This window comes from Blautia pseudococcoides (assembly GCF_001689125.2).
Classification (GTDB): domain Bacteria; phylum Bacillota; class Clostridia; order Lachnospirales; family Lachnospiraceae; genus Blautia; species Blautia pseudococcoides.
On sequence record NZ_CP015405.2, the window covers coordinates 4,748,485 to 4,768,005 of the forward strand.

The following is a 19,521-nucleotide window of genomic DNA, read 5'->3' on the forward strand; positions in this document are numbered from 1 at the left end:
AAGACAAATGAATCGATTCTTTTCAAATGCGGATTTGCGGAAGCTGATCATACCGCTGATTATCGACCAGTTTCTGCAGGCGTTTGTAGGACTTGCCGATTCTATTATGGTGGCCAGCGTGGGCGAGGCTGCCGTCTCAGGTGTATCATTGATCGATACGGTTATGGTATTGATCATCAACATTTTTACAGCACTGGCTACAGGAGGAGCCGTTATCGCAGGACAGTTCATCGGCAAAAAGAAAGCTGAGAATGCCTGCCTGGCAACCAACCAACTGCTGTCCTTTACCCTGAAAGCATCCTGCATCATAATGGTGCTTGGATATCTTGGGAAGAATCTTATTATCAACGGAGTGTTTGGGAAGATTGAAGCAGACGTTATGTACAACTGTAATGTTTATCTGCTCATCGTATTTGCGTCTGTGCCCATGATCGCCTTATACAATGCGGGCGCTTCTATTTTCCGCGCAATGGGAAACTCAGCAATTGCCATGAAGACGTCCCTGCTTATGAATGCCATCAATCTGGGAGGAAATGCACTGCTCATTTACGGCTTTCACAGAGGCGTGGAGGGTGTGGCGATTCCTACGCTTGTATCCAGAGGTGTGGCCTGCGTAGTAATGTTGTGTCTTTTAAATGATCAGAGCAGAATTCTGCATATCCACCATCCGTTTTCGTTTAGAACAGACTGGATGCTTCTGAAGAAAATACTGTATATCGGCATACCAAACGGCCTGGAAAACAGTATGTTCCAGCTTGGAAAAATCCTGGTGCTCAGTATTGTTACCGGGTTTGGAACTGCATCCATTGCAGCGAATGCTGTGTCAAACAATGTGGCAACGTTTGCGGTTCTGCCGGGAATGTCCATTGGATTTGCACTGCTTACGGTGGGGGCCCAGTGTGTTGGGGCAAATGATTTTGAACAGGTACATTATTATACGAAGAAACTGATGAAGGTTGCCTATGTTTCCCTGATAGGAATAAACATATTGCTAATGCTTGTAATGCCTTTCATCATCAGAGCCTATGGGTTATCAGCAGAGGCCAGTAACTACGCTTACAAAATTTTGATATACCATTCCATATGTGTGGTGACCATATGGCCATTGTCATTTTCACTTCCAAATACCCTGCGTGCAGCAGCTGATGTACGTTTTACCATGCTCCTTGCCATTATTTCCATGTGGATTTTCCGCATTGGATTCTCGGTACTGCTGGGGGTAAAACTGCATTGGGGTGTATTTGGCGTGTGGGTAGCCATGACCATTGACTGGCTGTTCCGCGCTGTTTGTTTTACGGTCCGCTACATAAGAGGGAAATGGCAGCACCAGTCACTTGTCTGATCTGAGTATACATCTGCTGGGGATATATTTCTCATGGGCAGTGTAATATATGAAAATACAAAAGGAGAAAGTATTGATGAAACAGGATATGATTGTTATTCTTGACCTGGGGAGCACAGAGAACACTGTACTTGCAAGAGAAATCCGGGATATGGGTGTGTACAGTGAGATTTATCCCCACGATATTACCAAAGATGAGCTGGAAAAGCTCCCGAATGTAAAAGGGATCATCATTAACGGCGGACCGAACCATATAGTTGACGGTGTCCGTATTGATATAAGACAGGAAATTTACCAGGAAGGCAGCCCGGTAATGGCAATTGACCATGAGCCGGCATCCTGCAGTGAGAAATACCAGGGCCTGTGCGGAGAGCAGAGAGCAGAGGTCCTCAAAAAGTTTGTATTTGAAACATGTAATGCGGAAGCAAACTGGAATATGAAAAACTTTGTTGCAGACCAGATTGAGATCGTCAGGGAGCAGGTTGGAGATAAAAAGGTTCTTCTGGCTTTATCCGGCGGAGTTGACAGCTCAGTTGTCGCAGCACTTTTGGTCAAAGCCATCGGTAAACAGCTTACATGTGTGCATGTAAATCATGGACTCATGCGCAAAGGTGAATCCGAAAGTGTAGTGGAAGTGTTTAAAGACCAGATGGATGCAAATCTGGTTTATGTGGATGCTTCAGAGCGTTTCCTGACAAAGCTGGAAAATGTGGATGACCCGGAGCAGAAACGAAAAATAATCGGTGCGGAATTTATCCGTGTCTTCGAGGAGGAAGCAAGAAAACTGGAAGGGATTGAGTTCCTGGGACAGGGAACCATTTATCCTGACATTGTGGAGAGTGGGACAAAAACAGCCAAAATGGTGAAATCCCATCATAATGTAGGCGGCCTGCCCGAGGATTTACAGTTTAAACTGGTGGAACCTCTGAAACAGTTATTTAAAGATGAGGTACGTGCCTGTGGTATCGAGCTTGGACTTCCGGAAGAAATGGTATACAGACAGCCTTTCCCGGGACCGGGGCTTGGCGTGCGGTGCCTGGGTGCTATTACCAGGGAGCGTCTTGAGGCAGTGCGCGAATCAGATGCGATTTTGCGTGAGGAATTCAAGAATGCAGGTCTGGATAAAACAGTATGGCAGTATTTCACTGTTGTTCCGGATTTCAAATCAGTCGGTGTGCGTGACAATGCCAGAAGCTTTGAATATCCAGTGATCATCCGTGCAGTCAATACAGTAGATGCCATGACCGCAACGATTGAGCAGGTTGACTGGAAGGTGCTTCTTAAAATTACTGACCGTATTATGAAAGAAGTCAAAAACGTGAACCGTGTCTGCTATGATATGAGTCCAAAGCCAAACGCTACGATTGAATGGGAATAACCCGAAATGTTGAGGCAAAAAGTGCAGATATTTGTGGTTAATGTATTACATTAAAATTTAAAACGAAAGAGAAATGTAGGTAAAATATGAACAGTAAGATGTTTCAGGAACCAAAAGCGCCTGTGAAACTTCCAGTCATAGAAGATGTAGTTTCAGTTCTGGAAGATGCAAAAATATCTGAGGAAGAAATTACAGGCTGCTGTTTTAAGGGAGTGTTTATCACTAAGTTTGATGGAAAACTGCTTCGCTTCAAAAAAATGGCTTTTGAAAACTGTAAGTTTATAAGCTGTTTCTTCGATGAAGCCAGCTTTACTGATGTGCGTTTTAAGAACTGCGACTTTTCCAACACCAGCCTCACGGATGTCTATTTTAAAAGATGTTCCTTTCAGTCCTGCAAGGCTGTCGGAGCTGATTTTTATGGCAGCCTTATGCGTCATGTATCTTTTCTGGAATGCAATCTTTCTGATATGAATCTGGATGCGTCCAGAATGAGTTATGTCAAGATCAAAGATACCAATCTGGAAGAGTCAAGCCTGAGTAAATGCGGGCTGGATAATCTTGACTTACATCAGGTAAAGCTTGCCGGCGCCAGTTTTTTCAAGACTGCACTCAAAGGTGTGGATATGTCTGACTGTGATATGGACAGGATCATCATATCTGACGGCAAGGAAGAACTGCGGGGTGTAGTGCTCAATATGACACAGGCCATTGTCTGTGCCAAGCGCATGGGTATTGTGATCAAGGAATTAGAGACTGAAAATTAAATAAAAATTAGCATTGACTAATAGGCCTGCTCTGGCATAAAATAATATAAACTTCTTTGCACTGCATTTAAAATACAGTACAAACTGAGCAGGCACGGATGCTGGGCATCCGTATAGCCGGGTCACTTTTAGTGACAGCAGATGAACATAGGGCATCTGCGGGACAGTAGATTACTTTATTGTTCCGCAGGTGCTTTTTAAAATGGTTGGAAACAGCCCGGGTATTAAGAAGCGGAAGAGGAAGTTATGCAGTAGTAAGAACCAATACCGGGGAGGATTATAATGGAACAGGTAAGGAAAGAATTTATAACGGATGAGAAGGCAAAGAAGATAGCACTTCATGTATCCGGGGTCAGTGTGGCCGGCAATGTGGTGTTGTCACTTTTTAAGCTGCTAGCGGGTATTATAGGCCATTCTGGGGCTATGGTTTCTGATGCCGTACATTCTGCTTCTGATGTGTTTGGTACTATCATTGCCGTGCTGGGGATCAGCATCTCGAAAAGAAAGTCAGATGCGAACCATCAGTATGGGCATGACAGGCTGGAGTGTGTGGCAGCTATTGTGCTGGCTGTGATTTTGCTGGCAACAGGGCTTGGTATCGGAATCAGCGGTTTGGAGAAGATCATAAAAGGAAACAGCAGCAGTGCGGCGGTTCCGGGAGTGATTGCACTTGTGGCTGCTGTTGTTTCTATTGTGTTTAAAGAATGGATGTATTGGTATACCAGGTCGGCAGCTAAGAAGATCAATTCGGGAGCGCTCCTGGCTGAAGCATGGCATCACCGTTCGGATGCCCTCTCATCGGTCGGTGCATTTGCCGGTATTTTGGGGGCCAGATTGGGCTATCCTATTTTAGATCCTATAGCCAGTGTGATCATCTGTCTATTTATCGGTAAAGCGGCTTATGATATATTTAAGGATGCTATAGACAAGATGGTGGATAAATCCTGTGATGACGAGACGCTGGAGCAGATGCGCGGTATTATTTCAGAGCAGGCAGGTGTGTTAAATATTGATATGCTGCACACCAGGCTGTTTGGCGCAAAAATGTATGTGGACATTGAAATCTCCGCGGACAGAACCCTTTCCCTGGAGGAAGGGCATGAGATTGCACAGAAGGTGCATGATGCCATTGAAAAGGAGTTTCCGCTGGTAAAACACTGCATGGTTCATGTGAATCCCGTTTAATATACTCTAAGTAAGGTTTACTAAGAATGGGGCTTTGCAGGGACGATTTTTGTCAGATATTCTATTTTTAAAATATGGAAGGGAAATTTTCTTGTAAATTGATGCGGGATATTTTATAATAAAATTTGATTTTGAGGAATGCGAAAGAACAGGAGGGCACTTTTTTGAAGAGAGAAACCGTAATTGTACTTGATTTTGGCGGCCAGTATAACCAGTTAATAGCAAGACGTGTTCGGGAATGTAATGTATATTGTGAGATATATTCTTACAAAACAGATATTGAAAAAATAAAAGAAATCCAGCCTAAGGGAATTATTTTTACAGGTGGTCCGAACAGTGTGTATCTGGAGGATTCTCCCACATATACAAAAGAAATCTTTGAGCTGGGAATTCCGGTTCTGGGAATCTGCTATGGTGCGCAGCTTATGATGCACCTGTTGGGTGGTCAGGTAGGCACAGCGCCTGTCAGGGAATATGGAAAGATTGAAGTTACGGTGGAACAGTCTTCCAAAATGTTTGAGAATGTGTCCGAGAAGACAATTTGCTGGATGAGTCATAATGACTATATCGGAAAAGAAGCACCGGGATTTGAGATCATTGCCCATACCTCCGATTGTCCGGTTGCAGCGGTGCAGAATCCGGATAAGAATCTGTATGCTGTTCAGTTCCACCCGGAAGTGCTGCATACGCAGGAAGGCAAGAAGATGCTTTCCAATTTCGTATATAATGTGTGTGAATGCTCCGGGGACTGGAAGATGGACTCCTTTGTGGAGGAGAGTATTAAGGCGATCCAGGAGAAAGTCGGGGACGGTAAAGTGCTGTGTGCGCTTTCCGGCGGTGTGGATTCCTCTGTGGCGGCTGTTATGCTGTCAAAGGCGGTGGGGAACCAACTTACCTGTGTGTTTGTGGATCATGGACTTTTAAGGAAGAATGAAGGGGATGAGGTTGAGGCTGTATTCGGGCCGGCGGGTCCATATAATCTGAACTTTATCAGAGTAAATGCACAGGAACGGTTTTATGAGAAGTTAAAGGGCGTGGAAGAGCCGGAAGAGAAACGGAAGATTATCGGCGAAGAGTTTATCCGGGTGTTTGAGGAAGAGGCTAAGAAAATCGGAACCGTTGACTTTTTGGTGCAGGGAACTATTTATCCTGACGTTGTGGAGAGCGGTGTGGGCGGAGAGTCTACTGTGATCAAATCTCATCATAATGTGGGAGGTCTGCCGGATTACGTTGATTTTAAGGAGATTATTGAGCCGCTTCGTGATCTGTTTAAAGATGAGGTGCGTAAGGCAGGTCTTGAGCTGGGGATTCCGGATTATCTGGTGTTCCGTCAGCCATTCCCGGGGCCTGGACTTGGAATCAGGATTATCGGGGAAGTCAATGCGGAAAAGGTGGAGATGGTGCAGGAGGCTGATGCTATCTGGCGCGAGGAGATTGCCAGTGCAGGGCTGGATAAGGAGATTGGACAGTATTTTGCAGCATTGACGAATATGAGGTCTGTGGGGGTTATGGGGGATGAGAGAACTTATGACTATGCAGTGGCGCTGCGGGCGGTTACTACTACGGACTTTATGACGGCTGAGAGCGCGGAGGTGCCTTGGGATGTGATTGGGAAGGCGACTAGCAGGATTGTGAATGAGGTGAAGCATATTAATCGGGTTATGTATGATTGTACGGGGAAACCGCCGGCTACGATTGAATTCGAATAACGGACAGAACCCCGGAGATGCTGATAGAATGGCATTTCCGGGGTTGCTTTATGTCGTTTGGCTCTACTTTGGCTCTATTTGATCTGCTTGTGTATCTGAAAATAGCTTATTGTATGCATTATAATAACTTTAAATATCGTTCGGTAGATATAACATTTTATCATTCATTGAATAAAATATTTTTATCTGGTGCAGGTCGGAAATGAAGTTATTATATTGGTTATATTCAAAGTAGAGAACGTCTTTGACAATTGTTGCAGATGCAAAAACGATAGAAAAAATAAGTAATATTATTATAATTAACTGAACTGCCAAGGCGAGAATATCGCCTTGGGGTGTATCCTCACCTATTTTTTGTACAGCATATACAACTATCGGGATAATTATAGCCCCCAATGTTTTAATTGATTTTTTCAAAGGTGTCAAATAGTCACATTGGATTTGAGCGGCCTTAGCTTCACATATTAGCATATCAATTAAGTCCATGTTTTTTACATCAATTTTGTATTTCTCAAGAACTTGGATTACCATTCTCATTCGTTTTTGAGAATAAGGAGAGTAATGTTGTTTTAACATTTTCTCAAGGTTACGCTTGGTTGAATCAATTATTAAAAATATAATTAGAAGTAGTATTGTAGCTGCCATTAATGTAAAAGCAATTTTATAATATTTTATTATTATTAGAAAAGCAGATATTAAACTAAATGTAAATACTAAGGCAACAGCAATCTTACGATAAAAAGGTAATTTGGTAAAGGGAATTGTGTTTTTAATCCCCTTTAATCCTATTTTATAAGAAATGAATAAGTCACAAAATCTCATATATTAAATTTCCTTTCTATAATTAAGTTCATATTATTGTAGGGCTGTTTTTTGCTGTTTGGTTCTATCTGCATACTTGAAAAAATCATTTATTTTAAAAGTTCGTCATAGGTGGTTTTCAGACAATCACGAATGCCACGAAGCTGCGCGCCAGTAATATGCTGAATGCCACGCTCAATTTTCACTAATGCTTCTCTGGTCATTCCAATATCTTTTAGATCTAGCATCCCAATTAATTCAGTCTGACCGATTCCCTTTTCTAACCGTATTCTACGAATATTTCCCCCAATATCAATTCCTTCTTGCTTTATTTTCTGCTCCATCATATTTCCCTTTGCACGTGGACCAAAATCAGTCCGTTTTCTCTTTATCTTATAAAGAAAAAATGATAGAATGGGACTAGAATGAGTCCATTTGAAGGGTAAGACGATAGCAACAGAAAAAAATATGGACAATATCTTATTTCAGGGTACCATGTTTATGTTCATGTTGTGCGATTGCCTGTCGAATTAGATATAAAACTTCTCCATTGATGGAACGCCCGTCAAATTCAGCAAGACTTTTAAGTTTCTTATGAGTTTCGGAATCAATGCGTAATCCCAGATGTTTATCTTTTTCCATAACAGTTCCTTTCCACTTAAAATAAGTTCAAAACAAGTACGTTTAATAAGTACATTTTAAGTACGGTGGGTAAAAGAATGTTATGAATGGACTTATTTTAAGTACACTATATTTTGCCAAAAAGGGGAAAAAGTATGAGCGGAAAAGAAAAGCAATATTATAAAATCAGAAAAAGGCATTTGTGGATTGCTATTGGAACTATGCTGGCTATTATTGTAATCACATATTATAAACAAGATTTGTATAAGATGTGGCAGCATAAGCAGGGGAGGGAGGATGTGACCTATGAAGGGATAAAATCTGAGCTAAAGAATAATAGAGAGTGCTATTTATGCGGAAACAGTGACCGGAGTCTAATGGGATATTACCGAAAATTTGATACGATTGGCTTAATATCATTGAATGATTGGTATGTGGTAGATTTTGGATTGCAAGAGTACGATGAACAGGGAAATCCTTTAAAAAGTGATAGCGCCCATACATCCACCCAAATGACAAATACGGGCGAGGTGTCTATTATGACATCCAGTTCTCCTAATAGGGGAATGGCATCTATAGATGTAAGTCTGCCGGAGAATTACAAGCCAGATATAAAAATGCTACAGAAACGTTTATGTCAGGCGTGTTTAGATAAAATTACGGATTCACTGGAAACATCTAAATGGAAATACGAGAAGAAACAAGCAATTCCACTGTGTCTAGTTGACTTCAAGACGTTGGAGATTTATGCCGTACAGGATTGGCATATAGGATGCTCTATAAGGGATTACTGGGTTGATATGGAATACGACGAAGAGAGGGTAGAAGTTAATGCTTATTATCTTCCAACACGGGAGTAAGTAGCGAATATCAGGTTAGTCAAAAAAACCGGGAATGCCTGTTGAAGGCAGTTCCCGGAAAGGTTTTAAAATCTATGATTCAGTGGTTGTGATCTTTAAAGTAAGTTCTTTTGCGGTATTACCATTTATAGTTTCCTTTTTGGCGTTATCATTCAAATAAATAGCGAAATACTGTTTTTTACCTTGCTTTTCAGAAAATCCAACAAACCAAGCGTCTCCGTTGGAGCCAGAACCGGTTTTGCCATAAATTTTCTGAGAATCAGTTTCATTAACTAACATTATGTTTTTTAGAATAGCAATGTTTTTCTCACTATAGTTGCTTTCTTTTTCAAAGATTTTTGATAAAACTTGTACTTGCTCAAGAGGTGAGATTTTCAAAGAAGAATTTAGCCAGAATCCATTCAATTCTTCCACCGGATTTTCTCCGTTGCCATTCCACTCAGATATATCACAGTTTCCATATGATAAGACATTAAGTTCTTTTGCAATTTCATCTGCACCTACGGCATCGATGATTTGCCGGAAATACCATATACAAGAAGTTTGAAAGGCTGTTTCCAAAGTTAAATTTCCATTCCATTCTGGAATTGCATATTGAGTGCCATTGTAATTTATGGTTGAAACTTCATTAGTAATAACTTCGTTCTGCAAACCAGCTAATGTGGAAATTATTTTAAAGGTAGAGTAGGGTGAAACCTCCTGTTCACAAAGTTCCTGATTATAAAATGAGTATTGATCGTTCTGTGGGTCAAATAATATCGCACAACCATTGATTCCATTAAAAATACTACTCAAATCAAGTGTTTCAAAAGTAGGACTTTTGATATCGTCATTTTCCTGCGGTGTGGAATCAGATTGTTGTATTGAATTTTTGTTGGGCTATGTTTCATCTTTTTCTTTAGCAGTGCAACCTGACATTAATGCAGCACACATAATAGATATAAGCACAAAATTACTTGTACGTTTTAAATAATTTCTATGTTTTAGCATACCAAATCTCCTGATTCAAGTAATATTTATTTTTTTGAGTCCCTTTTTTCCCTTAATGATTTCATAGTCTCTTGTGCGGATAAGCGTGGATAACTGTTTTTCCATTCTTCATAATATGCTTCAGCTTTTTCCGTATCATATTTTGAAGCATTCTGTACAGCTTCGTACTCTTTTAGCCATTTTTCTACGTTAGTGGAGATAGTAGAAAACTTATCCTTAAATCTCAAACATATCTCTCCATCAATTTGGCCGGGTATAACCCCATAATTTTCCTCTAAATAAAAAAGAGCGTGCATAACTCCGATATAGGAATCAAGATCAGGATTTGAAATAGCAAAAGGGCTTACATCTAAAGATAGCGCAATTTTTTCTATTTGTTTTGCAGAAGGTGTCCTGTTTCCCAATTCATAATTTCTTATAGCAGGTTCGCTCATTCCAGCACGAAGTGCTACCTGCTTCTGTGTTAAGTTTTTGGCTTCTCTATATTTCTTTATTTTTTGACCTATTGTCATTGAAAATCCCCCTTATCAACTGAAAAATATGTGCAAAGTGTTTCACTGAAATTAATTATAACACATACAGTTCAGAAATGAAACAAAAACTATTGACAGTTCGTAGATGAACTGATAATATAGGACTATAAAACAGTTCGTATATGAACTGAAAAATAATAAACAGGAGGACACTATATGGAGAATGTGAAGAAAATGTATGTAACAGCAGAGGAAGCAGCGGAGATGCTTGGAATTTCTACAGGATATGCTTACAAGATTATTCGGGGACTGAATGAGGAATTAAAAGCGAAAGGCTTTCGGACGATCTGTGGCAAGGTTCCGACAAAATACTTTGAAGAAAAGTTTTATGGGTTGACTGTAGTAATGTGAAAATTTACTGAATGCAAGGAAGGGAGCGTGTATTTATGTCAGCAACAAGGGATGGAAAAATGTGGCGCTGCCAGTTCTATTATGAGGACTGGCAGGGAATACGCCATAAGAAAAATAAACGAGGTTTTAAGACAAAGAGCGAAGCAGAGGCATGGGAAAGAAATTTCCGGCAGCAACAGCAAAAGGATTTAGATATTAACTTTGAAAATTTTGTGGAGATTTATTTTAAGGATATGGAGCATCGTTTACGAGAAAGCACGATTATCAATAAAAGATATGTGTTTGATTTGAAAGTCACACCCTATTTCAAAAATAAGAAGATGTGTGAGATTAAGGCTTCTGATGTTAGGGCTTGGCAGAATGCATTGATTAAAAAGGGATATGCAGCCACCTATCTAAAGAGCATAAATAATCAATTATCGGCACTTTTCAATTATGCAACCAGATATTACGACTTGAGGGATAACCCCTGCAGAAAGGCGGGTAGCATTGGAAAAAGTAAAGCAGAAGAAATGGCTTTTTGGACAAAGCAGGAATTTAAAGAGTTCCTTCCATCCATGAAGGATAAGCCAGAGGCGAGAATGGCGTTTTTACTTTTGTACTGGACGGGGATGAGAATCGGGGAGCTTTTGGCACTAACTTATGAGGATGTTGATTTTAATAATCGGACTATCACGATTAATAAGTCATATCAGCGCATTAAAGGCAAGGATATGATCACCCCTCCCAAGACACCGAAAAGTAATCGTAAAGTGACAATTCCACCGTTTTTGGCAGAAGAATTAAAAGAGTATTGCAGTGTACTTTATGGGATTACAGCGAAAGAAAGAATGTTTCGATATACAAAATCCTTTATGGAACATGAGATTGTCAGAGGGATAAAAGAGACAGGTGTAAAACGTATCAGATTACACGATTTAAGGCATTCTCACGCATCATTACTGGTGGAGATGGGATTTCAACCGTTGGCGATTGCAGAAAGATTAGGACATGAGAAGATTGAAACCACATTAAGCACTTATTCACATTTATACCCAAATAAACAGTTGGAGTTGGCAGATAAGTTAGAAATTGCCAACGGAGAGGAGTAACTATGAGTGGAGTACACAAATATCCAACAATCAGCTTTCGTATATCTCCAAGAGAGCGTGATGAAATTGAAGCAAAGATTATAGCCAGTGGTATGCAAAAGAAAGATTATTTTGTTCGCTCCTGTATTTATAACAGAGTATGTGTGGTTGGGAAAAAGGAAGTGATCTATCGGCTGGTAGAGGAATTACAACTTATGCAAGTTAATATTGCAGATATTGTGAGTCAATTTGAACAGCAGGAAGTTACATTGTCGGATGAAGGATTGGAGCAAATGAGAAATGATTGTCTGGATATGCTCAAGGCTATTTTGTGGATGTTAGATGGAGCAAAATATCTTTGGCAGAAAACAGAAGAAAACAATGGAAAAAGTCCCGACAGCGGCAACTGTTAGGACTTCTGGTAACTGGATAACCTTTGTTATCTGTTTACTTACAAACTAAGTATAACAGAGGTTTTCCGGAGTATCAATGAGATTTTTAGAATGGAGGATTTTGTGGAAGAACAAAAAACAGAATTAAAATTAATCAGAATGTCAGAGATAGAATCACAGGAAATAGAATGGCTATGGTATCCATTTATACCGTATGGGAAACTGACAATCATACAGGGAGATCCTGGAGATGGAAAGACCACATTGGTCTTGAATATAGCTGCTAAGTTATCAAATGGGATTGGTATCGATGAAGCTATGCAGATATCCGAGCCAATCAATATTATTTACCAGACTGCAGAGGATGGATTGGCAGATACAGTCAAGCCAAGACTTGAAGCGGCTGGGGCAGATTGCGAGAAAATAGCGGTTATTGATGAAAGTGAGAAATCACTTTCTATGGTGGATGAAAGGTTGGAAGAAGCAATTATCAAGACAAATGCTCAGTTACTCATTTTAGACCCAATACAAGCCTATTTAGGCGGTGGAATGGATATGAACCGGGCAAATGAAGCAAGGGATATGACAAAGAAGCTGGGACTTCTGGCAGAGAAATATAAATGTGCTATTGTGCTTATTGGTCATATGAATAAGGCAGCAGGGAACAAGGCGGCATATAGAGGTATGGGTTCGATTGATTTCTTTGCAGTAGCAAGAAGTGTTCTGCTGGTAGGCAGAGTAGAAGGACAGGCGAATATAAGGGCAGTTGTGCAGATAAAAAATAATCTGGCGCCATTCGGACATCCCAAAGCCTTTGAGTTGGAAGAAACAGGTTTTGTCTGGTTAGGCGATTATGAAATTTCAGCAGATGAATTGTTGGGGGGATTGGCACCTAAAGCGAACAAATTGGAGCAGGCAAAGCAGTTACTTCGGGAACTTGCTAAAACCAATAATGCCATGCAAAGCAGAGAAATTTTTAATCTGGCTGATGAACAAGGTGTTTCTAAAAGGACATTGGAAAATGCCAAGAAAGAACTGAAAATTAAAGCCAAGAAAATCAACAACTTATGGTATTGGGAACTGGATAATATTAAGGCGAAATAGGGAAGAACGCAACAATGCAGACTATATAGAGTTTGCGGAGATGGGCATTGCAAGGTCGCAAAGACTATAGACTTTGCATTGTTGCGGACTTGAAAAGGAGAGTAAAAAATGAAGCAGATACAGATACCGGAGGAATTATTTGTTTTGTTGATGAAATATCACCTACTGGATATGGATGAGGTACAGTCAGAGATTAAAAAAGGATTGATGGATAAGATGGATTCGATAACGATGCGATTATTATATTCCAAATATAAGTCTGCTCCGACAGAGGAAGAAAAGCAAAAAGCTAGACAGGAATATCTTGATAAACGTGGAATGTTAGAGAATTTTCGTTGGTAGTTTCTTCTTCGGTGCTATTAACAGGAGCGTGTCACGCCCCTGTGTTATATGGACAAGGGAGAATACTGAATGCGAAGTCGGAGGGGTACTGGTATTGAACAAGGAATCTGCAAAGTGCCTTGTTCTTAAAAGGCTAGGATACAAGCATGTAAAATGGGCGGATACGCCAAGATAAGTTCATGAGTGATAGCAGTTCTTAATGTGTTGATGGCTTTTAAGCCGCTTCGGCGTTTGAGAAGCGAAATACACCCATCGCACAAACTTCGTTTATGCTCCGGGTATTTCGCTCTGCCGAGGGCCGATGCTGATAGCAGCGTAGAGTTCGTAAACAGGTGCCTATGCACCTACTCACAGTGGCGTTTGCATTATAATGCGGTGTTGGAAAGAGGTGTTGCTAATAGTAAGAAATTCATTTATACAAATGTCAAAATTGACGAATTTGATGGGAAGAATCAACTATATCTCCAGTTATGCCAGGCAGGAAAATCTGTATTCGGTGTATGAAACTACTGAACGAAAATTCTGGAGGGAATTAGCAAAGTGCAACCAAGAGGAATTTATCAAGAGTGGAGCAGGTGGAAAGTGCATTGAGGCCAGAGAACTAATTATTGCGTTGCCAGAGAGTTTTGTGGATTATAATTCAAGCAGGTTGTTGGAGGTATTTACTAATCACTTCAAACAGAATTATGGTGTAGAGTGCATTTCAGCATTACATCATAATAAGCGCAAGACCAATTATCATAACCATCTTATCTTTTCTGAACGAAAATTGTTGGATGAGCCGATAGAAAAGGTTGCTGCCAGAAATATGTTTTACAACGAGACAGGAAAGCACGTTAGAACTAAAAAAGAAATATTGGATGACAGTGGTCAGATGAGAGATGAATGTAGGATTATTCCCAAAGGCGAGGTATATGAGCGAAAATTATTTACCATTAAGAACAGCCGATTCAAAAGCGACAGTTTTCTGGACGAGATGAAGAAATCCTATACAGAACTTATTAATATCTATGTTAGAGATGATAAGGAAAAATTAAAGGTGTTTGACCGCAAGAGCGCCTATCTTCCAATGAAAAAGATTGGAAAGAACAATCCGAAAGCAGCGCAGATGGAAGCTGACAATTTACAACGGAAAAGGTGGAATCAGACTGTTGACAGGGCATTACTCAGTGGAGTGCCGGAACAGCAGATTATCGAGGTTAGAAAGGTGCAAATTGGTAGGAAAGCCAGCCTATCCATTCAGCAGTCTGGTGGTTATCCAGAACTGTTTATTAACATCATTGAGATGGCAATTAAGGTATTGGAACTTCTGATTATACAGCTAATTAACTTGACTAGAAAATTTGATGTGAAAGCAAATGAGACACAAGGGAAATTGGAAACGGTATTGTCTGTAAAGCAATCAGACAGGCTGAAAGAGGTTGAGGAAGTGCCGGAGGAAGAAATCCCGGCTAAACCTAAAAAGTCTGCTCGTGCGACGGAATATCCAAGATTGGAAGAGATTTATGTGAAGTTACAACAGCAGAATAGGGCAATCTTGCAGAAAGAACAGAGGCTTGGAAATCAGGAAATGGAATTACACGAGTGCAAAGGTATTTTCAAAGGAAAAAAGCGTAAGGAGTTGCAAGGAGAAATTGAGCAGACGAAGAAGCAATTAGAGCTTATGAAACAGAGATTGACTGATATTGTCACATCATGTGGCTATCAGAATGTAAGGGCGTTTCTAGTGGAACATGAGAAATCAAGGACAGAATATGCGTGGTATAGGCAGGCTGTTAGTGATTGGAAACAGACATATGGTGAAGGTAGAGAAACACAGACGAAAAGTATCCGTGCGAGGCTAAAAAAACATGAAGAACAGATAAAACAAAGAAAGGGTAATCCAAGCTCTGTACAGAGAAGGGACAGAGGAGCTAGATAGGGGGATATGGCAGATGAAGAAACACATTGTTGGAGGAAACGGGATTAGTTATACATTGGAAGATTATCCAGATTTGAAATTGACAGAGGAGACGGATTATCCGATCGAGAAGTATAGACGTATGAGGCGCAGATACTTTCAGGTGTATCGTGGAGTGGAATATTTTAGATTGTTTTTGAATGGTGACTAAAATGAGTATCTACACAGGAGGGATGTAGAGTGTGAGCAACGGATGGAGGTGTTGATTGAGCAGATGATGGAAAGGTGTGGAGTGAAGTGACCGAACAGCTTAAAGCAGAGAATCAGAAGTAGTGGATTGGAGTGATGAATAATATTAGGTGTTCAGCAAAACAAATTGTGTTGAAGGAAATGTATATTGGTAATGAGGATACGGAGTGGGTGACTGCTCCGTGTTTGTATTTTAAAAGCAATGGTAAAATAAAGAAAATTATGATAAAATAGACTTGCAACGATAGAGATTTTGAGATTTTGCGTATTACATTAGATAGGATAGAATAATTTGGATTATAACTGAAGAGGGGGCATGTTAAATTGCCAGGTGTAACAAAACACATTTATAATCATGAGATTAGAGACATTGAGTCTATGTGGAATGATGAGTTGAAAACACTGAAAAAATTGTTGCCTAAAAATTATAAAGATGAAGATATAATTATACTGTTAAAAAAATATTATCCACATGAATGGCAATCTGTAGAAATAAAGTGTGAGTATTATAATAAAAAGGATAGATATTTGAAAAGTATAAAAGGAAAGACTCGTTATAATATGCAGGCACCTGAAAGAATACTGCAAAATGTACCAGAATACAGGAGGCTTATTTCATCCGAATATAGAAAAAAATATGCTCTAGAATATAATGAAAAAATCCAGTTACATGAAATAGAATTATTATGGAAAAAAAGAGAATCAAAAATACAAAAAATTAACAAAAAAGTAGAAAATGCGAAGTTAAAAACACAGCAAATGACACCGTCATATATTGATAAGCTTATAGGTTTATATGAGCGAAAAGATACATCTCAAAAGGACAGAATGTATATTATCGTGGAGTTGCAAAAATATTATAGCCCAAAGGTAATACAGTTTTTTTACAAGTTAAATGATACAGAATTAAATAAACAGTTACGTTGGATTGCATTTTATCATCTACAAAGTTTTAATTACCAACCAAGGGCACGTAGTCAGAAATATATGCAAGTACATACAAAAAATAAAAAAACAAGAGATTATCTGAAAAATATATATCCTAATGAACATTATGATATTCCTAAAAATCCAGATGAACTGGAATATAGAATTGAGAATGCTAAAGAGCAGAAGATGAAGAGATTTGATTTTTTTATTTCTCACAGTAGCAAAGATAGCTCTATCGTCCAAAAATTAATATCTTATGAAAATGGAAAAGGATATAATATATTTTGTGATTGGATAAATGATGTAGATTATTTAAAACGTCATCTAATATGTGATGCAACTTTGAAAGTGATAGAGAAAAGATTAGAACAATCAAATGCAATAATATTTGTCGAGTCTACTAACTCAATCAATTCTATATGGTGTAAATATGAACTGAATTATTTCGAACAGTTTAAAAGACCGATTTTTTGCGTGAAAAAGGTTGATGTGGCAGATGGAAAATTTGTATTATCACCAATGAACAATAAGTGGTATTTGGATTCTGATTATAAAAATTATGTATTAATAGGAAACAAATCGTAATCTAATATTCAATGATTAGGCTAATAGGAATTTGGATTTAGGGAGGAAAGTATGGATAAGAAACTAAAGCATTTAGAATTAGTGCAAGACGTCATAAACCGAATGTCAAATAATTCGTTTATGCTAAAAGGGTGGGCAGTAACATTAGTTGCAGGAATTTTTGCTTTAGCAGGTAAAGATACAAATAAGCTTTATTTTCTCGTTGCATATATTCCCGTATTAGTTTTTTGGGGATTAGATGCATATTATTTACTTCAAGGAAGATTGTATCGCTCATTATATGATAAGGTTCGGATGACTGAAGAGAATAATATTGATTTTTCTTTAACAGCGACAATACAGGAATTTAATACTGATAAAAATTGTTATTGTAGTTGTTTATTTTCAAAAACGGAATTGTGGTTTTATTTGCCTTTAGCAGCAGTTTGTACAGGTATTATAATAATCACGCATATATAAATATCTGAAAGGAAAGAAATATATTATGGGGAAAAAGATATTTGTTTCATATAAGTATGCAGATAGCCAAGTAGAAAACCTGTCAGTTTATGAGAATTCTTCTGTACGAGATTACGTTACAATGTTTGAGGATTTATTAGACCCCTCGGATAATATTTATAAGGGCGAAAGTGATGGCGAGGATTTAAGTGTTTTGTCAGAGGAGACCATATGGCAAAAACTGAAAGACAGAATATATGATAGTTCAGTTACCGTGGTATTTATATCACCAGGTATGAAAGAAAGTTGGCAAGCTGAAAAAGATCAATGGATACCCTGGGAGATTTCATACTCATTGAAAGAGGTTTCAAGAAAGAATAAGAATGGAGATGCTGTTACAAGTAGGAGTAATGCAATGATAGCAGTGGTGTTGCCAGATGAGAATGGTTCGTATTCTTATTATTTAGAAAGTAAGAATTGTTGTGGAAGCGGATGTACAACACATCATACAGATAAGTTGTTTGCAATTATTCGGAAAAATAAATTTAATCTGAAGAATGCAAGTAAGAAAGTATGTGATACAGGTTCCGTGATTTGGTATGGAGAATTTAGTTATATCAAAGCTGTTAAATGGAGCGATTTTATTAATAATTATAGTACATATATTGAAAGTGCTTGTGAAAGACAAGATAATATTGATAATTATGAAATATGTAAAGAAGTGTGATGAGAGCTTTTTCCATGAAAAGTGACTCTATTTTGGCTCTACTAATTTTGAATGATAAAAATCAGGTTGAAAAACATAGAGAATATGATGATAAAAGATATTAAAGTATACCAATAGTATTACAAATCATATTATCCGCACCAGAGTTTGAATAAAAAAATTAAGCCCACAAACCTAGCAACTATGCGGATTTGCGGGCTTTTTATATGCTCTGTGACCACGTTTTGACCACATCATTTTTGGGATTGATATATTTTGACTAGTAAGACTATATTAGTAGCAGCTAAATTTAGAGCATACTCCGTAAATTCATCTGATATATTTACAACAGTTGCTCCTTGCCCATGACCTGCATTTTTATTTCGTAAAACAGGAAGTCCACTTTCTAAAGTGGTTCTAAGATTGGCAATATGATTATTCATGTAGCTAGGATAAAATGAATTGTTTTCAAGAATATTAATTAATTTTTTCGCGGTATCATTATTTGGGTCAAATGTGTACTCTTTTTTATCACAAATTGTTTTCATGGTACTTTCAAATGCCTTTAGTGCTTCCAAAATAGCATTTTTGTTATCGCCTTTTCGACGGTATTCAAATGCTTTACGAAATTCTTCTTCTGCACCATTAAAATCTTCAGAATTTAATAAGTACAATGCAGGTTTAATGACAACTCCATGAAGTAATTTGTTATCAATGCGAATAAGTTCACCATTTATATACTCGTAACCTAAATTATTTTGCTTAAAACGGTAATTTAGTTCTGAAAGAGAATCATCAATTTTTTGGCAATAATCATCATTGTATTTTATTTCTGTTTCTTCCTTCAATCCATTGATAAAATGCCATGTGAAGTCTATAAAGTCTAGGAGAAGATCAATTTGAAGTGTTGGCACTTGGAGCAGTGGATTATCTTGAACTTCCAGTATCGGATGAAAGATATAGGAAAAAAGTTCAAGAACTTTATAAGTGGAAATGGTTCTATAATTGGGGAGTAAGGAAGAGTGTATTTGACACGAAAGATAATAGATAGTTATGCTAAGAATGTCATACAATTTTTATATTGAGCTATTAGGATAATAGCTTGAGCGGAAGTTTCTACTGTTATTTTTTTATCAAGTGAGAAACTATGAAAAAGATTTTGAGATTAAACTTCTTCTATAGTAAAATGGAATGAATCGTTAAAAAATAACTAAATTATCCACATATCACGACCTCGTAAACTTAAGAGAATTTGCTTAGAAATAGGCAGA

22 protein-coding genes and 1 riboswitch are annotated in these 19,521 nt (G+C 38.5%); of the genes, 16 read left to right on the forward strand and 6 right to left on the reverse strand.

Annotated elements, in window-relative coordinates:
* The first annotated feature begins 7 nt into the window (after positions 1–7).
* From A4V09_RS22350 to guaA (A4V09_RS22370), 5 genes are all read left to right on the forward strand, one after another.
* Entirely contained in the window at positions 8–1,342 is a 1,335-nt protein-coding gene (locus A4V09_RS22350; RefSeq protein WP_065544273.1) for an MATE family efflux transporter, read from the forward strand.
* Between the two features lie 76 nt (positions 1,343–1,418).
* On the forward strand, positions 1,419–2,720 hold the full coding sequence (gene guaA / locus A4V09_RS22355; protein WP_065544274.1) for a glutamine-hydrolyzing GMP synthase: 1,302 nt from the start codon (positions 1,419–1,421) through the stop codon (positions 2,718–2,720).
* A gap of 86 nt (positions 2,721–2,806) precedes the next feature.
* Complete coding sequence (locus A4V09_RS22360) at positions 2,807–3,484, forward strand: pentapeptide repeat-containing protein (RefSeq protein WP_065544275.1); 678 nt, start codon at positions 2,807–2,809, stop codon at positions 3,482–3,484.
* 74 nt (positions 3,485–3,558) lie between these two features.
* Positions 3,559–3,653: riboswitch (NiCo riboswitch) on the forward strand.
* 113 nt (positions 3,654–3,766) lie between these two features.
* The gene (locus A4V09_RS22365) at positions 3,767–4,669 is read left to right on the forward strand and encodes a cation diffusion facilitator family transporter (RefSeq protein WP_065544276.1); all 903 of its coding nucleotides are present in this window, start codon (positions 3,767–3,769) and stop codon (positions 4,667–4,669) included.
* A gap of 164 nt (positions 4,670–4,833) precedes the next feature.
* Positions 4,834–6,378 (forward strand): glutamine-hydrolyzing GMP synthase, encoded by a 1,545-nt coding sequence (gene guaA / locus A4V09_RS22370; protein WP_065544277.1) that lies wholly within the window; start codon positions 4,834–4,836, stop codon positions 6,376–6,378.
* Positions 6,379–6,507: 129 nt separating this feature from the next.
* On the opposite strand, the gene A4V09_RS22375 is transcribed toward guaA (A4V09_RS22370), so the two are convergent.
* The 3 genes from A4V09_RS22375 to A4V09_RS22385 all read right to left on the reverse strand — a co-directional run bounded on the left by A4V09_RS22375 (position 6,508) and on the right by A4V09_RS22385 (position 7,821).
* On the reverse strand, positions 6,508–7,200 hold the full coding sequence (locus A4V09_RS22375; RefSeq protein WP_065544278.1) for a hypothetical protein: 693 nt from the start codon (positions 7,198–7,200) through the stop codon (positions 6,508–6,510).
* A gap of 89 nt (positions 7,201–7,289) precedes the next feature.
* Positions 7,290–7,523 (reverse strand): helix-turn-helix domain-containing protein, encoded by a 234-nt coding sequence (locus tag A4V09_RS22380; RefSeq protein WP_065544279.1) that lies wholly within the window; start codon positions 7,521–7,523, stop codon positions 7,290–7,292.
* A 136-nt stretch (positions 7,524–7,659) separates the two neighbouring features.
* Positions 7,660–7,821, reverse strand: a complete 162-nt coding sequence (locus A4V09_RS22385; protein ID WP_004077980.1) for a type II toxin-antitoxin system antitoxin — start codon at positions 7,819–7,821, stop codon at positions 7,660–7,662.
* A 134-nt stretch (positions 7,822–7,955) separates the two neighbouring features.
* On the opposite strand from A4V09_RS22385, the gene A4V09_RS22390 reads away from it, so the two are divergent.
* Positions 7,956–8,660, forward strand: a complete 705-nt coding sequence (locus A4V09_RS22390; RefSeq protein WP_065544280.1) for a hypothetical protein — start codon at positions 7,956–7,958, stop codon at positions 8,658–8,660.
* Positions 8,661–8,732: 72 nt separating this feature from the next.
* On the opposite strand, the gene A4V09_RS22395 is transcribed toward A4V09_RS22390, so the two are convergent.
* Positions 8,733–9,455 carry a penicillin-binding transpeptidase domain-containing protein gene (locus A4V09_RS22395; RefSeq protein WP_157766996.1) on the reverse strand — a complete coding sequence of 241 codons (723 nt, stop codon included), beginning with the start codon at positions 9,453–9,455 and terminating at the stop codon, positions 8,733–8,735.
* A 221-nt stretch (positions 9,456–9,676) separates the two neighbouring features.
* Complete coding sequence (locus tag A4V09_RS22400) at positions 9,677–10,162, reverse strand: helix-turn-helix domain-containing protein (protein WP_065544281.1); 486 nt, start codon at positions 10,160–10,162, stop codon at positions 9,677–9,679.
* A 177-nt stretch (positions 10,163–10,339) separates the two neighbouring features.
* Here A4V09_RS22400 and A4V09_RS22405 point away from each other — a divergent pair, with 177 nt between their 5' ends.
* From A4V09_RS22405 to A4V09_RS22450, 10 genes are all read left to right on the forward strand, one after another.
* Positions 10,340–10,534, forward strand: coding sequence for a helix-turn-helix domain-containing protein (locus tag A4V09_RS22405; RefSeq protein ID WP_065544282.1), 195 nt, complete (start codon positions 10,340–10,342; stop codon positions 10,532–10,534).
* 35 nt (positions 10,535–10,569) lie between these two features.
* Positions 10,570–11,625, forward strand: a complete 1,056-nt coding sequence (locus A4V09_RS22410) for a site-specific integrase (protein WP_065544283.1) — start codon at positions 10,570–10,572, stop codon at positions 11,623–11,625.
* A gap of 2 nt (positions 11,626–11,627) precedes the next feature.
* On the forward strand, positions 11,628–12,017 hold the full coding sequence (locus A4V09_RS22415; RefSeq protein WP_065544284.1) for a plasmid mobilization protein: 390 nt from the start codon (positions 11,628–11,630) through the stop codon (positions 12,015–12,017).
* Positions 12,018–12,119: 102 nt separating this feature from the next.
* Positions 12,120–13,100, forward strand: a complete 981-nt coding sequence (locus A4V09_RS22420; RefSeq protein ID WP_065544926.1) for an AAA family ATPase — start codon at positions 12,120–12,122, stop codon at positions 13,098–13,100.
* A gap of 108 nt (positions 13,101–13,208) precedes the next feature.
* Positions 13,209–13,442 (forward strand): complexin-2, encoded by a 234-nt coding sequence (locus tag A4V09_RS22425; protein ID WP_065544285.1) that lies wholly within the window; start codon positions 13,209–13,211, stop codon positions 13,440–13,442.
* Positions 13,443–13,884: 442 nt separating this feature from the next.
* The gene (locus A4V09_RS22430; RefSeq protein WP_242963889.1) at positions 13,885–15,363 is read left to right on the forward strand and encodes a MobA/MobL family protein; all 1,479 of its coding nucleotides are present in this window, start codon (positions 13,885–13,887) and stop codon (positions 15,361–15,363) included.
* 13 nt (positions 15,364–15,376) lie between these two features.
* Complete coding sequence (locus tag A4V09_RS25025) at positions 15,377–15,553, forward strand: TnpV protein (protein WP_198168563.1); 177 nt, start codon at positions 15,377–15,379, stop codon at positions 15,551–15,553.
* Positions 15,554–15,915: 362 nt separating this feature from the next.
* Complete coding sequence (locus tag A4V09_RS22440) at positions 15,916–17,106, forward strand: toll/interleukin-1 receptor domain-containing protein (RefSeq protein WP_065544286.1); 1,191 nt, start codon at positions 15,916–15,918, stop codon at positions 17,104–17,106.
* A 51-nt stretch (positions 17,107–17,157) separates the two neighbouring features.
* Positions 17,158–17,565: a hypothetical protein gene (locus A4V09_RS22445; protein WP_065544287.1), complete on the forward strand. Its 408-nt coding sequence runs from the start codon at positions 17,158–17,160 to the stop codon at positions 17,563–17,565.
* 25 nt (positions 17,566–17,590) lie between these two features.
* Positions 17,591–18,271, forward strand: a complete 681-nt coding sequence (locus tag A4V09_RS22450) for a TIR domain-containing protein (protein WP_065544288.1) — start codon at positions 17,591–17,593, stop codon at positions 18,269–18,271.
* A 233-nt stretch (positions 18,272–18,504) separates the two neighbouring features.
* On the opposite strand, the gene A4V09_RS22455 is transcribed toward A4V09_RS22450, so the two are convergent.
* Positions 18,505–19,164 (reverse strand): abortive infection family protein, encoded by a 660-nt coding sequence (locus A4V09_RS22455; RefSeq protein WP_065544289.1) that lies wholly within the window; start codon positions 19,162–19,164, stop codon positions 18,505–18,507.
* Positions 19,165–19,521 lie beyond the last annotated feature (357 nt).

What these genes read in the sequence shown, in the direction of transcription:
- A4V09_RS22380 (WP_065544279.1), bottom strand. Translation starts at nt 7,523, where the DNA reads ATGGAGCAGAAAATAAAGCAAGAAGGAATTGATATTGGGGGAAATATT.
- A4V09_RS22385 (WP_004077980.1), bottom strand. Translation starts at nt 7,821, where the DNA reads ATGGAAAAAGATAAACATCTGGGATTACGCATTGATTCCGAAACTCAT.
- A4V09_RS25025 (WP_198168563.1), top strand. Translation starts at nt 15,377, where the DNA reads ATGAAGAAACACATTGTTGGAGGAAACGGGATTAGTTATACATTGGAA.
- guaA (WP_065544274.1), top strand. Translation starts at nt 1,419, where the DNA reads ATGAAACAGGATATGATTGTTATTCTTGACCTGGGGAGCACAGAGAAC.
- A4V09_RS22425 (WP_065544285.1), top strand. Translation starts at nt 13,209, where the DNA reads ATGAAGCAGATACAGATACCGGAGGAATTATTTGTTTTGTTGATGAAA.
- A4V09_RS22390 (WP_065544280.1), top strand. Translation starts at nt 7,956, where the DNA reads ATGAGCGGAAAAGAAAAGCAATATTATAAAATCAGAAAAAGGCATTTG.
- A4V09_RS22375 (WP_065544278.1), bottom strand. Translation starts at nt 7,200, where the DNA reads ATGAGATTTTGTGACTTATTCATTTCTTATAAAATAGGATTAAAGGGG.
- A4V09_RS22400 (WP_065544281.1), bottom strand. Translation starts at nt 10,162, where the DNA reads ATGACAATAGGTCAAAAAATAAAGAAATATAGAGAAGCCAAAAACTTA.
- A4V09_RS22365 (WP_065544276.1), top strand. Translation starts at nt 3,767, where the DNA reads ATGGAACAGGTAAGGAAAGAATTTATAACGGATGAGAAGGCAAAGAAG.
- A4V09_RS22360 (WP_065544275.1), top strand. Translation starts at nt 2,807, where the DNA reads ATGAACAGTAAGATGTTTCAGGAACCAAAAGCGCCTGTGAAACTTCCA.
- A4V09_RS22450 (WP_065544288.1), top strand. Translation starts at nt 17,591, where the DNA reads ATGGGGAAAAAGATATTTGTTTCATATAAGTATGCAGATAGCCAAGTA.
- A4V09_RS22410 (WP_065544283.1), top strand. Translation starts at nt 10,570, where the DNA reads ATGTCAGCAACAAGGGATGGAAAAATGTGGCGCTGCCAGTTCTATTAT.
- A4V09_RS22405 (WP_065544282.1), top strand. Translation starts at nt 10,340, where the DNA reads ATGGAGAATGTGAAGAAAATGTATGTAACAGCAGAGGAAGCAGCGGAG.
- A4V09_RS22430 (WP_242963889.1), top strand. Translation starts at nt 13,885, where the DNA reads ATGGGAAGAATCAACTATATCTCCAGTTATGCCAGGCAGGAAAATCTG.
- A4V09_RS22350 (WP_065544273.1), top strand. Translation starts at nt 8, where the DNA reads ATGAATCGATTCTTTTCAAATGCGGATTTGCGGAAGCTGATCATACCG.
- A4V09_RS22415 (WP_065544284.1), top strand. Translation starts at nt 11,628, where the DNA reads ATGAGTGGAGTACACAAATATCCAACAATCAGCTTTCGTATATCTCCA.
- A4V09_RS22445 (WP_065544287.1), top strand. Translation starts at nt 17,158, where the DNA reads ATGGATAAGAAACTAAAGCATTTAGAATTAGTGCAAGACGTCATAAAC.